Annotated in this window: 11 protein-coding genes; 10 read left to right on the top strand and 1 reads right to left on the bottom strand. The window is 73.3% G+C overall.

The features are described 5' to 3' along the window. The first annotated feature begins 69 nt into the window (after positions 1-69). The 4 genes from ACIRVF_RS36380 (at position 70) to ftsH (ending at position 7,031) form a co-directional block, all read left to right on the top strand. Entirely contained in the window at positions 70-2,526 is a 2,457-nt protein-coding gene (locus ACIRVF_RS36380; RefSeq protein WP_402827945.1) for a [protein-PII] uridylyltransferase, read from the top strand. Positions 2,527-2,695: 169 nt separating this feature from the next. Continuing rightward, complete coding sequence (ffh, locus tag ACIRVF_RS36375) at positions 2,696-4,261, top strand: signal recognition particle protein (RefSeq protein ID WP_402828045.1); 1,566 nt, start codon at positions 2,696-2,698, stop codon at positions 4,259-4,261. A gap of 113 nt (positions 4,262-4,374) precedes the next feature. After that, entirely contained in the window at positions 4,375-4,899 is a 525-nt protein-coding gene (locus ACIRVF_RS36370) for a GNAT family N-acetyltransferase (protein ID WP_402827943.1), read from the top strand. 209 nt (positions 4,900-5,108) lie between these two features. Then, positions 5,109-7,031, top strand: a complete 1,923-nt coding sequence (ftsH, locus tag ACIRVF_RS36365; RefSeq protein ID WP_402827940.1) for an ATP-dependent zinc metalloprotease FtsH — start codon at positions 5,109-5,111, stop codon at positions 7,029-7,031. Positions 7,032-7,295: 264 nt separating this feature from the next. Here the strand turns inward: ftsH and ACIRVF_RS36360 are convergent, their stop codons facing one another. Further along, positions 7,296-8,000 (bottom strand): class I SAM-dependent methyltransferase, encoded by a 705-nt coding sequence (locus ACIRVF_RS36360; RefSeq protein WP_402827938.1) that lies wholly within the window; start codon positions 7,998-8,000, stop codon positions 7,296-7,298. A 382-nt stretch (positions 8,001-8,382) separates the two neighbouring features. Here ACIRVF_RS36360 and proS point away from each other — a divergent pair, with 382 nt between their 5' ends. From proS to trmD, 6 genes are all read left to right on the top strand, one after another. Beyond that, a complete protein-coding gene (proS, locus tag ACIRVF_RS36355) occupies positions 8,383-9,795 on the top strand; it encodes a proline--tRNA ligase (protein WP_402827936.1) in 1,413 nt (470 codons plus the stop codon). A gap of 412 nt (positions 9,796-10,207) precedes the next feature. Beyond that, positions 10,208-10,786 carry a hypothetical protein gene (locus ACIRVF_RS36350; RefSeq protein WP_402827933.1) on the top strand — a complete coding sequence of 193 codons (579 nt, stop codon included), beginning with the start codon at positions 10,208-10,210 and terminating at the stop codon, positions 10,784-10,786. 462 nt (positions 10,787-11,248) lie between these two features. Then, entirely contained in the window at positions 11,249-11,677 is a 429-nt protein-coding gene (gene rpsP, locus ACIRVF_RS36345) for a 30S ribosomal protein S16 (protein WP_196946892.1), read from the top strand. A 2-nt stretch (positions 11,678-11,679) separates the two neighbouring features. Further along, positions 11,680-11,919, top strand: a complete 240-nt coding sequence (locus ACIRVF_RS36340) for an RNA-binding protein (protein WP_030056773.1) — start codon at positions 11,680-11,682, stop codon at positions 11,917-11,919. Positions 11,920-12,128: 209 nt separating this feature from the next. Next, a complete protein-coding gene (gene rimM / locus ACIRVF_RS36335) occupies positions 12,129-12,689 on the top strand; it encodes a ribosome maturation factor RimM (protein WP_402827929.1) in 561 nt (186 codons plus the stop codon). Positions 12,690-12,832: 143 nt separating this feature from the next. Next, positions 12,833-13,651: a tRNA (guanosine(37)-N1)-methyltransferase TrmD gene (gene trmD, locus ACIRVF_RS36330; protein WP_402827927.1), complete on the top strand. Its 819-nt coding sequence runs from the start codon at positions 12,833-12,835 to the stop codon at positions 13,649-13,651. Positions 13,652-13,696 lie beyond the last annotated feature (45 nt).

Below are 13,696 nucleotides of genomic sequence, written 5' to 3'. Positions count from 1 at the left end.
GCGCCCGGGCCGCCGCCGCGGCCGTACGGGCGTCCAGGACCAACCCGCACCACGGACGGGACCCCGCGCATGACCATCGAGACCGGCCCCCCCTCCGGCACCCCCGACCCTTCGGACCCCCCGGCCCACGCCGCGGCCCGGGCCGAGCTGCTGGAGCGGCCCGGGCTGACCGGCTGCCCGCGCCGCGCCGCGCTGGCCCGGCTCACCGACGACTGGCTGGCCGGGCTGCTCGCCGCGGCCGGCGCCCCGCCGTCCGGCGTCGCGCTGGTCGCCGTGGGCGGCTACGGCCGGGGCGAGCTGTCCCCGCGCAGCGACCTCGACGTGCTGCTGCTGCACGACGGCCCGATCGCCGCCGACCTGCCCGAGCGGATCTGGTACCCCGTCTGGGACGCGGGCGCCAGGCTCGACCACTCGGTGCGCACCCCCGCCGAGGCCCGGGCGGTGGCCGCCGCCGACCTCAAGGCCCAGCTCGGCCTGCTGGACGCCCGCCACCTCGCCGGGGACGGGGCGCTCACCGCCGCGCTGCGCTCCGCGGTGCTCACCGACTGGCGCGCGAACGCCCCCGCGCGCCTGCCCGAGCTGCGCGAACTGGGCCGGGAGCGGGCCGAGCGGCACGGCGAGCTGTCCTTCCTGCTGGAGCCCGACCTGAAGGAGGCCCGCGGCGGCCTGCGCGACCTGGTCGCGCTCGACGCCGTCGCCGCGACCTGGCTCGCCGACGCGCCCCGGGACGGCCTGGCCGCCGCCGCGCTGCGGCTCGCCGACGTCCGCGACGCGCTGCACCTGGTCACCGGCCGCGCCACCGACCGGCTCAGCCTCCAGGACCAGGACCAGGTCGCCGAGCGGCTCGGCGTGCTGGACGCCGACACCCTGCTGCGCCAGGTCTACGAAGCCGCCAGGACCGTCGCCTACGCGAGCGACGTCACCTGGCGGGCGGTGGACCGGGTGCTCGCCGCCCGCTCCGCCCGGGGTCGCCGGACCGGCCGGCTGGGCTTCCCGTTCACCGGCGCCCGGCGCGGCACCGGCGCGGTGGCGCGGGGCGCCGTCGCGCGCCGCCCGCTCGCCGAGGGCGTGGTGGAGCAGGACGGCGAGGCGGTGCTCGCCCAGGGCACCCGCCCGGCCACCGACCCGGTGCTGCCGCTGCGGGCCGCGGCCGCCGCCGCGCAGAACGGGCTGACCGTCTCCTACGCGACGGTGCGCCGGCTGGCCGCCGAGTGCCGGCCGCTGCCGGTGCCCTGGCCGGACGAGGCGCGCGAGCAGCTGGTCACCCTGCTGGGCGCCGGGGAGGCGGCCGTCCCGGTGTGGGAGGCGCTGGAGGCCGAGGGGCTGGTGACCAGGCTGCTGCCGGACTGGGAGCGGGTGCGCTGCCGTCCGCAGCGCAACGCGGTGCACCGCTGGACGGTGGACCGGCACCTGGTGGAGACGGCCGTCCGGGCCGCCGCGATGACCCGCCGGGTGGCCCGGCCGGACCTGCTGCTGGTCGCCGCGCTGCTGCACGACATCGGCAAGGGCTGGCCCGGCGACCACAGCGAGGCCGGCGAGGTCATCGTCCGCGACCTGGCCGCCCGGATGGGCTTCCCCGCCGAGGACACCGAGACCCTGGCGGTGCTGGTCCGCCACCACCTGACCCTGGTCGACACCGCGACCCGGCGCGACCCGGACGACCCGGCCACTGTCGAAACGATCACCAAGGCGGTCGGCACCCTGCCGGAGCTCGAACTGCTGCACGCGCTCACCGAGGCGGACGCGCTGGCCACCGGCCCGGCGGCGTGGAGCGGCTGGCGGGCCTCGCTGGTGGACGGTCTGGTGGTCCGGGCCGCCGCGCAGCTGGCCGGGGGAGGGGCCGCGCCGGTGGAAGCCGCGCCGAGCGCCGAGCAGGAGCGGCTCGCGGTCGAGGCCTCCCGCACCGGCGGCCCCGCGCTGTCCCTGCTGGCCCGGGCCGAGGGCGCGGACCCGGGCACCGGGCCGATGGGCGTCGAACTGACCCTCGCCGTCCCGGACCGGCCCGGACTGCTCGGGACGGTGGCCGGCGTACTGGCGCTGCACCGGCTGACCGTCCGCTCGGCGGGCCTGCGCGAGCTGGACCCGGTCGGCTCCGGCCCGGTGCTGCTGCTGTCCTGGCGGGTGGCCGCCGAGTTCGGGGAGCTGCCCGAGGCGGCCCGGCTGCGCGCCGACCTGCGCCGGGCGCTGGACGGCTCGCTGGACGTCTCCCGCCGCCTCGCCGAGCGGGACGCGGCCGCCCCGCGCCGCAAGGGCATCCCCACCCCGCCGCCGCTGGTCGCGGTGGCGCCCGCGGTGGCCTCGGCCACCGCGACGGTGCTGGAGGTGCGCGCGCACGACGCCCCCGGGCTGCTGCACCGGATCGGCCGGGCGCTGGACGGGGCGGGCGTCCGGGTGCGCACCGCCCACGTGTCCACGCTGGGGGCGGAGGCCGTCGACTCCTTCTACCTGACCGATCCGGCGGGCCGTCCGCTCACCGCGGGGCGGGCGGGGGAGGTGGCGGCGGCGGTCCGGGCGGTGCTGGGCTGAGGGGTGGCGCGGGGGCTGCACCAGGGCTGCTCCGGGTTCGGTCCCGGGCCCGGTTCGGGTCCCGGTTCCGGGCCTTCTGCACGGGGGTGGAGACCGTACCCGGGGTGGCCGGATACCCTGGGGGACGACGACCGTACCGATACCGATGCCGCAGAGGACCCGCGCCGACGTGTTCGACACCCTTTCCGATCGCCTCGCAGCGACGTTCAAGAACCTCCGGGGCAAGGGCCGCCTGAGCGAGGCGGACATCGACGCCACCGCCCGCGAGATCCGCATCGCACTGCTGGAGGCGGACGTCGCGCTGCCGGTCGTCCGGGCCTTCATCAAGCAGGTGAAGGAGCGGGCGCTCGGCGCCGAGGTCTCCGGCGCGCTGAACCCGGCGCAGCAGATCATCAAGATCGTCAACGAGGAGCTCATCGCGATCCTCGGCGGCGAGACCCGCCGGGTGCGCTTCGCCAAGAGCGGCCCGACGGTCATCATGCTCGCCGGTCTGCAGGGTGCCGGTAAGACCACCCTCGCGGGCAAGCTCGGTGCCTGGCTGAAGAAGCAGAAGCACACCCCGCTGCTGGTCGCCTGTGACCTCCAGCGCCCCAACGCCGTCAACCAGCTGCAGGTGGTCGCCGAGCGGGCCGGCGTGGCCTTCTACGGCCCGCAGCCGGGCAACGGCGTGGGCGACCCGGTGCAGGTCGCCAAGGACTCGATCGAGTACGCCAAGCAGAAGCAGTACGACGTCGTCATCGTCGACACCGCCGGCCGTCTGGGCATCGACGCCGAGCTGATGCAGCAGGCCGCGGACATCCGCGCCGCGGTCAACCCGGACGAGGTCCTGTTCGTCGTCGACGCGATGATCGGCCAGGACGCGGTCACCACCGCGCAGGCCTTCCTCGACGGCGTCGACTTCACCGGCGTGGTGCTCTCCAAGCTCGACGGCGACGCCCGCGGTGGTGCCGCCCTGTCGGTCGCGCACGTCACCGGCCGGCAGATCATGTTCGCCTCCAACGGCGAGAAGGTCGACGACTTCGACGCCTTCCACCCGGACCGGATGGCCTCGCGCATCCTGGGCATGGGTGACGTCCTCTCGCTGATCGAGAAGGCCGAGCAGACCTTCTCGCAGGCCGAGGCCGAGAAGATCGCCGCCAAGCTGCGGGGCGGCCCGAAGGCGTTCACCCTGGACGACTTCCTGTCGCAGCTGGAGCAGGTCCAGAAGATGGGCTCGATCTCCAAGCTGCTCGGCATGCTGCCCGGCATGGGCCAGATCCGCGAGCAGATCAACAACATCGACGACAAGGACGTCAACCGGGTCGGCGCGATCATCAAGTCGATGACCCCGGCCGAGCGCGCCGAGCCGGAGCTGATCAACGGCTCCCGCCGGGCCCGCATCGCCAAGGGTTCGGGCGTCCAGGTCGGCGAGGTCAAGAACCTGGTCGAGCGGTTCTTCGACGCCCGCAAGATGATGTCCGCGATGGCCTCCGGCAAGGGCATGCCCGGCATGCCGGGGATCCCGGGCATGGGCGGCGGCGCCAAGAAGTCTGGCAAGAAGGCCCCGCAGGCCAAGGGCAAGCGCAAGAGCGGCAACCCGCTGAAGCGCGCGCAGGAGGAGGCCGCGGCCGCCGAGCGCCGCGCGCTCGGCGCGGGCGGCGGCCAGGGTCCGGCCGACGGCGGGGCCTTCGGTCTCGGCGCGGGCAAGGGCCCGGCCGACTTCGAGCTGCCCAAGGAGTTCAAGGACATGCTGTAAGTCCTCGGTGGGTCCTGATCGGCCCGTCGTCCGGTGTTGCCGGGCGGCGGGCCGATCGGGTGTCCGAGGCGGGTGCCGTGTCCGGGAGCGCCGCCGTGTCCGATGATGTCGGCATGCGAGTGATGATCAGGGCCCCGAGGGCCGAGGACGAGGTTCTGTACGCGGAGGCGGTCCGTCGGTCCGCCGAGCACATCGGGCGGTGGAACCCGGTCGAGCCGGACGGGCTGCCGGAACTGCTGAGCCGCCAGGGCGCGAGCCTGCGCACGTTCCTGATCTTCGACCGGGACACCGGCGGGCTGGTCGGCAAGGTGAACGTCGCCAACATCGTGATGGGCCGGTTCTGCAACGCCGCGCTGGGCTACGACTCCTACCTGCCGTACGCCGGCACCGGGCGGATGTCCGAGGGCCTGCGGCTGATCCTGGACCGCTGTTTCGCCCCGCAGTCGGCCGGCGGGCTGGGCCTGCACCGGCTGGAGATCAACGTGCAGCCGGAGAACGAGCGCTCGATCGCGCTGGCCAAGCGGCTGGGCTTCCGGCACGAGGGCTTCACCCCGCGGATGCTGTTCCTGCAGGGGGACTGGCGGGACCACGAGCGGTTCGCGCTGACGGCCGAGGAATGGCCGGGCGCGGCCGGCTGATCGGTGAGGGACGGCCGGGCGGCACGGGGCTGGCCCCCAAGGGGCGGCCGGGCGGCGCGGGCTGATCGCGGAGGGGTGGCCGGCGGTGCGCTCCGACAGTCGACGGTGCGGCATATCCGCTGGTCGGGGGGCATGGGTGCGGCCGTACGGTCGGTTCGGTGCGGCGTTGCGGTTGGCCCGCCCGAGCGCCTGTCCGTATCGTCCGGTGGGTGACCGAACCCGTGCCGCCGCGCCAGACGCCCGACCAGCCCTGGCGGTCCGAGGGCGCCCCGCCCCCACAGCCGCCCCGCCGCCGGATGCCCGGCGGCTGGACGGGCCTCATCCTCACCGCACTCGTGGTGTTCCTGATCTCCGACCTGCTGCTGTCCTTCTTCGGCAACGAGGGCGCCACCACGATCTCGTACACCGAGTTCAACAACCAGCTGAACAAGGGCAACATCACCAAGATCTACGCCAAGGGCGACGCCATCGAGGGCACCCTCAAGAGCGCCCAGCCGAAGCCCGACGGAGGCAAGGGCGACTACACGGAGTTCGACACCCAGCGCCCCTCCTTCGCGGGCGACAACCTGTGGACCACCCTGCAGCAGCAGGGCGTCGAGGTCACCGCCACCTCGCCGGTCCAGCAGCGCAGCTTCCTCACCAACCTGCTGCTCTCGCTCGCCCCGATGCTGCTGCTGGTCTTCATCTGGGTGCTGCTCGCCCGCCGGATGTCCGGCGGCCTGGGCGCGGGACCGCTCGGCCGCAAGGCCCCGCCCAAGCCGGTCACCGCCGAGCAGGGCAAGCGCACCACCTTCGCCGACGTGGCCGGCATCGACGAGGTCGAGGCCGAACTCACCGAGGTCGTCGACTACTTGAAGAACCCCGAGCGGTACCGCAGGCTCGGCGCCAAGATGCCGCGCGGGGTCCTGCTCAGCGGCCCGCCCGGGACGGGCAAGACCCTGCTGGCCCGGGCCGTGGCCGGCGAGGCGGACGTGCCGTTCTTCTCCGCCTCCGCCTCCGAGTTCATCGAGATGATCGTCGGCGTCGGCGCCAGCCGGGTCCGCGAACTGTTCGCCGAGGCCCGCAAGGTCGCCCCGGCGATCATCTTCATCGACGAGATCGACACCATCGGCCGCCAGCGCGGTGCCGGCGGCGGCATGGGCGGGCACGACGAACGCGAGCAGACGCTCAACCAGATCCTCACCGAGATGGACGGCTTCACCGGCTCCGAGGGCGTCATCGTGATCGCCGCGACCAACCGGGCCGACGTGCTCGACCCCGCCCTGCTGCGTCCCGGCCGCTTCGACCGCCGGATCACCGTCAGCCCGCCGGACCGGGAGGGCCGCGCGGCCATCCTGCGCATCCACACCCGGACCGTCCCGCTGGCCGGCGACGCCGACCTCCAGCAGCTGGCCAAGGTCACCCCCGGGATGACCGGCGCCGAACTCGCCAACCTGGTCAACGAGGCCGCCCTGCTGGCCGTCAAGCGGGAGCAGGAGGCGGTCAACGAACGGGACCTCTCGGACGCCCTGGAGAAGGTCCAACTCGGCGCCGTGCGGCCGCTGGTGATGCCGCAGGAGGAGCGTGAACGGACGGCGTACCACGAGAGCGGCCACGCGCTGCTGGGCATGCTCCAGCCGGGCGCGGACCCGGTCCGCAAGATCACCATCGTGCCGCGCGGCCGCGCCCTCGGCGTCACCCTCTCCACCCCGGAGAACGACCGCTACTCGTACACCGAGCCCTACCTGCGCGGCCGGATCATCGGTGCGCTGGGCGGGATGGCGGCCGAGCAGGTGGTCTACGGGGTGATCACCACCGGCGCGGAGAGTGACCTGGAGCAGGTCACCAACATCGCCCGCGGGATGGCCGGGCGCTGGGGGATGAGCGAGCGGGTCGGCCGGCTCACCGCGGTGCCCTCTGACGCGCAGGGCGCGTACGGGCTCTCGGCGGCGCCGACCACGCTGGACGCGGTGGACGAGGAGGCCCGGCGGATCGTCGCCGAGTGCTACGAGGACGCGGTGCGGATCCTGACCGAGCAGCGGCACCGGCTGGACGCGCTGGCGGCGGCGCTGCTGGAGGCGGAGACGCTGGACGAGGAGGCGGCCTACCGGGCGGCGGGGGTGCCGCGGGGGGCGTCCGACGCGGAGGCGTGAGGCGACAGGCGACAGGCGACAGGCACGGGGCGCGGGGCCGGGGGCGCGGGGCGTGAGGCGCGGGGCCGGGGGCGCCCGCCGTGGTGGCGGGCGCCCCCGGTTTCGGGTGCCCGGCTCGGTCTCCTCAGCTCGGTGCGCTCGACTCGGTGTGCTCGGCTCCGTGCGGCGTCGTTCGTCGCTGTCTTCGTATGCCGCCGCCCTCGTAGCTCGCCGTCCTCGTAGCTCGCTGTTCTCGTACGGCGCCGTCCTCGTACGTTGCCGTCCTCAGCGCGGTCGCTCGGCGACCAGGTAGCGGAACACGTTCTCCATCCGGACCGAGCCGTCCGGGCGCAGGTACGGCTGCAGCGCCTCCTCCAGCTCCTTGGCCACCAGCGGGGCACCGGAGAACTCCTCGGCCGCCTCGAACAGCCCGGTGGAGAGCAGACCGCGCACCGCGCTGTCGAGGTCCGGGTAGGCGAACGGGCAACTGACCCGCCCGCTCCCGGCCGGACGCAGGCCGACCGGGACGAGGAGGTCCTCCAGTGCGCCCGGCGCGCTCAGCTCGAACGGGTCCCGCGCGGTGGTCCGCCCCGCCATCCGGCGGGCCGCGTCCAGCACCGGAGCGCTCTCGCAGCGCTCCTGCGGGCCCCACGCGGCGAGCACCACGTGTCCTCCCGGGAGGGTGAGCCGGGCGGCCTCGGCGACCACCCGGCCCGGATCGGCGGCCCCGGGCAGCTGGTCGAAAACCGTCACCAGGGAATGGGCCGAGCGGGGGACGGCGGCGGTCGGCCGGGCCCCCGCGCACACCCGCAGCCGACGCCCCCGGGCCAGCTCGCGGAGCTCCTCCCGCGGCTCCTGCCCGGAGACCTGGGCGCCCCGCCCGGCGGCGAGCAGCAGGGCCAGTCCGGACCGGCAGCCCAGACCCAGCACGCTGCTCGCCGGGCCGACCTCCAGGCGGTCGTACACCGCCTCGTAGAGCGGCACCAGCATGCGTTCCTGGATCTCCGCCCAGTCGCGCGCCCGCGCGGGCCCGGCGGGCCCCTGCTGCGGGTGGTGCGGTCGTGCGCCCGTCGGTCGCGCGTCCGCTGGTCGCGCGTCCGCTGGTCGTGCGGTCGTGCCGGTCGTCCGAGCTGAAGCCATCGCGGCCTCCCATCCGGTCCTTCGGTGTGCTGCTACGGCTCCCCCAAAGTCCCGCCCCACTCCAGCCAACAGCGGGTCGGGCCCGGCGTCCAGAGGGGTGCAGGGTGGTGCGCGAGCGTCGCGGTCGTGCGCCCCCTGCGGGCGGCGGGGGGACGGCCGCGGCCGTCCCTCCCTTCCCGCAGGTGTGATGGCGATTCGAAGTGAGGGCGTCGATCCCCGTACCATTCCGCCCATGGCTAAGGCACCCGTTCTCACCCCTCAGGCGGAAGACTTCCCGCGCTGGTACCAGGACCTCATCAACAAGGCCGAGCTTGCCGACAACGGTCCGGTGCGCGGCACCATGGTCATCCGACCGTACGGCTACGGCCTGTGGGAGCGGATGCAGCAGGAGATGGACGCGCGCATCAAGAAGGCGGGCGCCCAGAACGCCTACTTCCCGATGTTCATCCCGCAGTCCTACCTGACCAAGGAGGCCGAGCACGTCGAGGGCTTCGCCCCCGAGCTCGCGGTGGTCACCCACGGTGGCGGCAAGCAGCTGGAGGAGCCGGTCGTCGTCCGGCCCACCTCCGAGACGATCATCAACGAGTACTTCTCGAAGTGGGTGCAGAGCCACCGCGACCTGCCCCTGCTGATCAACCAGTGGGCCAACGTGGTCCGTTGGGAGCTGCGCCCGCGCGTCTTCCTGCGCACCACCGAGTTCCTCTGGCAGGAGGGCCACACCGCCCACGCCACCTACGAGGACGCCCGCGACTACGCGTCGATGATCCACACGCAGGTCTACGGCGACTTCATGACCAACGTGCTCGGCATCGACGTCGTGCTCGGCCGCAAGACCGCCAAGGAGCGTTTCGCCGGCGCCATCAACACCCTCACCCTGGAGGGCATGATGGGCGACGGCAAGGCGCTGCAGATGGGCACCAGCCACGAGCTGGGCCAGAACTTCGCCAAGGCGTTCAACACGACCTACCAGCTGCAGGGCGCCGAGCGCGAGCACGTCTGGCAGACCTCCTGGGGCGTCTCGACCCGTATGGTCGGCGGCCTGATCATGTCCCACGGCGACGACAACGGCCTGCGGGTGCCCCCGCGCCTGGCCGCGGTCCAGGCCGTGGTGCTGGCCATCAAGGGCGACGACGCGGTCATCGCCAAGGTCCGCGAGATCGGCGCCCAGCTGGAGGCCGCCGGCGTCCGCGTCGTGGTCGACGACCGCACCGACACCCCGTTCGGCCGCCGCGCCGTCGACTGGGAGCTCAAGGGCGTTCCGCTGCGCATCGAGGTCGGTCCGCGCGACCTGGAGAACGGCACCGCGATGCTGGCCCGCCGCATCCCGGGCGGCAAGGAGCCGGTCTCCATCGACGCCCTGGCCGCGCTGCTGCCGGGCATCCTGGAGGAGGACCAGGCGCTACTGCTGCGCCAGTCCCGCGAGCGCCGCGAGGCCCGCACCGTCGATGTCAAGACCCTGGACGAGGCCGTCGAAGCCGCCGCGACCGGCTGGGGCCGGATCTCCTGGGCCGACCTCGGCGCCGAGGGCGAGGCCAAGCTGGCCGAGCAGGGCGTCACGGTGCGCTGCATCGTCGCGGCCGACGGCTCGGTGCCGCAGGCGGACGACCAGGACGGCAATATCGCGATCGTCGCGCGTGCGTACTGATGTCGGCCGTCCTGTCGGTCGTCGGCGGGTAATGACCGTTACCGGCGACATTTGCCCGGAATGCGGGTGGGTAAGAATCCGGTAACTCTGCCGGACGCGTCCAGGAAGCGGACATCCCTACTGGCCGGTCAACTGCCGGTATTAACGGAATAGCGGTACGGTGTACGGCCCGTGGCCCTGTCAACTTCGGCGGGTCCACGGGCCGTACGTCCAGGGAGCGACAGCCCGCTCCCGGGTGGAATTCACGAGGCCCGCCGACGCTGCGACGGGCCGAAACCGGCAGGGGGTTGGTCTTGCGTCAGATCCGGAACGCGCAATTCGCGCACAGTCGCGCATTCCTGGGAGTTCCCTGGGAATTCCCGGAGAACGGGAACATGCGGAACATCGGCTCGCCCTGCATCGTTGGTCTAGCGTGAGCACGACACAGCCCCTCGTCCTCGCGGCCGAACTGGCCGCCGCCTGGAGTGACATCCAGGCCTACCACCAGGACCTCCCCGACCTCGCCTCGCCCGAGGCGCTGATCGGCGAGTCCTCCTCGGCCTGTGGCACGCGGCTCGGTTTCGAGCGGCTCCTCCACGAGGCTGCCCATGGTCTGGCCGCGGCCCGGGACATCCGGGACACCTCGCGGGCCGGCCGCTACCACAACCGGCGCTTCCTGATGCTCGCCTCCGAGCTGGGCCTGGCGCACCCGGTCGAGCCGCACGCCAGCAGCGGCTTCTCCCAGGTGACCATGCTCAAGGAGACGCAGGAGCGCTACGCCGAGACCATCGAGCGCCTGGACCGCGCCCTGGGCGCGCACCAGGAAGCGGTGACCGGCGACGGCACGAACCGCGCCTTCCGCGGGCCTGCCGCCCGGCACGGCTCCTCCGGGGGCGGCGTCCGGGTCAAGGCGGTCTGCGGCTGCGGACGCAACGTCCGGGTCGTGCCGTCGGTGCTCGCGCAGGCGTCCATCGTCTGCGGCGCGTGCCAGCAGCCGTTCAAGATCGCGTAATCCGGGGCCGGGACCGGTCGGCGACTGTGCGGGCAGTCGGTACGGCCGGGGTGATCGGCGCCGGTGGCGTTGACGCAGGTGACCTGGCGGTGACGCCGGTGACCGGGGTGTCGACGCCGGTGGCCTGGACAGTGACATCGGTGACACGGGTGAGTCTGTGGGCTGACCGGGAGCGGGGGCTCCCGGTCGGGCCCTGAACGGCGCGCGCCGCGTCGGTGCCCCGCCTCGGGGCCTCCTCGCGCCCTGCGCCGGCATTCCCCGCGCGCCCTGCGCTGCGGCTTCCCCGTAGCGGTCGAGTGAAGAGCGTCCGCGCCGGTATGGCAGAATGGACAGCTGAGTACTCGGCAGCCGGGCAGGACCCCTCTCTCCTACGGCTGGCGTGTCCCTTGAACGGCCTGCCCCGCAACCCCACGCGGACGGCGAGGCTGCTCACCCACGTCAACACCAGGAGAATCCACTCCCGTGGCAGTCAAGATCAAGCTGAAGCGTCTCGGCAAGATTCGCTCCCCGCACTACCGCATCGTCGTCGCCGACGCCCGCACCAAGCGTGACGGTCGCGCGATCGAGGAGATCGGCATCTACCAGCCGACCTACAACCCCTCGAAGATCGAGGTCGACAGCGACCGCGCCCAGTACTGGCTGTCCGTCGGCGCCCAGCCGACCGAGCCGGTGCTCGCCATCCTCAAGCTGACCGGCGACTGGCAGAAGTTCAAGGGCCTGCCGGCTCCGGAGCCGCTGAAGGTCGCCGAGCCCAAGGTCGAGGACTTCTCGCACCTGTTCGCGAAGGCCGTCGCCGGCTTCGAGGACGCCACCACCGGTGTCGCCATCACCCCGAAGGCCAAGAAGTCGGACAAGGCCGAGGCTGAGGCCGACGCCGCCGCCGAGGCCTGATCGTGATCGAGGACGCCCTCGACCATCTGGTGAAGGGCATCGTCGAGCACCCCGACGAGGTGCAGGTGCGCTCGCGCAACCTGCGTCGGGGCAACACCATCGAGGTGCGGGTGCACCCCGATGACCTCGGCAAGGTGATCGGCCGGGGCGGCCGCACGGCGCGCGCACTGCGCACCGTGGTCGGCGCCCTGGGCGGTCGCAACGTCCGGGTCGACCTGGTCGACGTGGACAACATTCGCTGACGCAGCTGCTCGTTCAGCCGTCGGGCTTGAGGCCGACCGGGACGCATGTCGTCCCGGTCGGCCTTTTTTGCTGGCTGTCGCTGCTCACCCGTCTCAGCTCCCCGTGTCTGAGCGCACACCCGCTCAGCGCACAGCTGTTTCAGGTCACACCTGTTTCAGCCCAACCCGTCTCAGCCTTCTCGCTCAGCAACTCCAGGAGAACGATCACCGTGCAGCTCGTCGTCGGCAGGATCGGCCGCGCCCACGGCATCAGGGGGGACGTCAGTGTCGAGGTCCGCACCGACGAGCCGGAACTCCGGCTCGGCCCCGGTGCCGTCCTGCTCACCGATCCCGCCTCGGCCGGACCGCTGACCGTCGAGTCCGGCCGGGTCCACAGCGGCCGACTGCTGCTGCGCTTCGCCGGCGTCAAGGACCGCAACGCGGCGGAGGCGCTGCGGGGCACCCTGCTCATCTCCGAGGTCGACCCGGAGGAGCGTCCGGAGGACCCGGAGGAGTACTACGACCACCAGCTGATCGGCCTCGACGTGGTGCTGCTCGACGGCACCCCGGTCGGTGAGCTGACCGAGGTCGTCCACCTGCCGTACCAGGACCTGCTCACGGTGAAGAAGGCCGACGGGACGGAGGTGCTGGTGCCCTTCGTGACCCAGATCGTGCCGACCATCGACCTGGAGAACCAGCGGGCCGTGATCACCCCGCCGGCCGGGCTGATCGACCCCGACCAGGCCGAGGTCGTCGGCAACGCGTCGGAGGAGCCGGAGGAGTCGGAGTGACCGTCGAGCAGACCGCCGGGAGCGCCGGTCAGGACGAGGGCGCTGGTGCCGGTTCGGGTGCCGGTGCGGGTGTCGGTCCCGGTGCGGGTGCGGGTGCTGGCGCTGGGGCGGGTGTCGGTGCGGCGGCTGGCGTCCGGTCCGGGATGCGGATCGACGTCGTCTCGATCTTCCCGGAGTACCTGGAGCCGCTGAACATCTCGCTGGTCGGCAAGGCCCGGGCCCGCGGTCAGCTGGACGTGCACCTCCACGACCTGCGCCGATGGACCCACGACGTGCACCGTACGGTGGACGACAGCCCGTACGGCGGCGGCCCCGGCATGGTGATGAAGCCCGAGCCGTGGGGCGAGGCGCTGGACGCGGTCGTGGCTGGCGGACCGGCGGGCGAGGTGCCGACCCTGGTCGTGCCCACCCCGAGCGGGCGTCCGTTCACCCAGGAGCTCGCCCAGGAACTGGCCGGCCGCCCCTGGCTGGCGTTCACCCCCGCCCGGTACGAGGGCATCGACCGCCGGGTGATCGAGGAAGCGGCCACCCGCATGCCGGTGGTCGAGGCCTCGATCGGCGACTACGTGCTGGCCGGCGGCGAGGTCGCGGTGCTGGTGATGGTCGAGGCGATCGCCCGGCTGCTGCCGGGCGTCCTCGGCAACGCCGAGTCCCACCGGGACGACTCCTTCGCACCGGGCGCGATGGCCGACCTGCTGGAGGGCCCGGTCTACACCAAGCCCGCCGAATGGCGCGGCCGGACCGTGCCGGAGGTGCTGCTCAGCGGCAACCACGGCAAGATCGCCCGCTGGCGTCGGGAGCAGGCCTTCGCCCGCACCCTGGCCAACCGGCCCGACCTGGTCGGCCGCTGGCGGTACGGCGCCTTCGACAAGAAGGACCGGGCGGCGCTCAGCGCCCTGGGCCTGGCCTGGGACGAGGAGCTCGGCCGATTTCGGTCCGCGGCCGGTGGTGTGGAAGAATAGGCGGCTGCTGTCTGTCGCTGGTTCCCTTCCGTAGGGAGCACGTGG

Origin of the sequence: Kitasatospora sp. NPDC101157 (genome assembly GCF_044768255.1) — a bacterium.
Classification (GTDB): Bacteria; Actinomycetota; Actinomycetes; order Streptomycetales; family Streptomycetaceae; genus Kitasatospora.
This window is presented reverse-complemented; position numbering and strand designations above follow the sequence as displayed.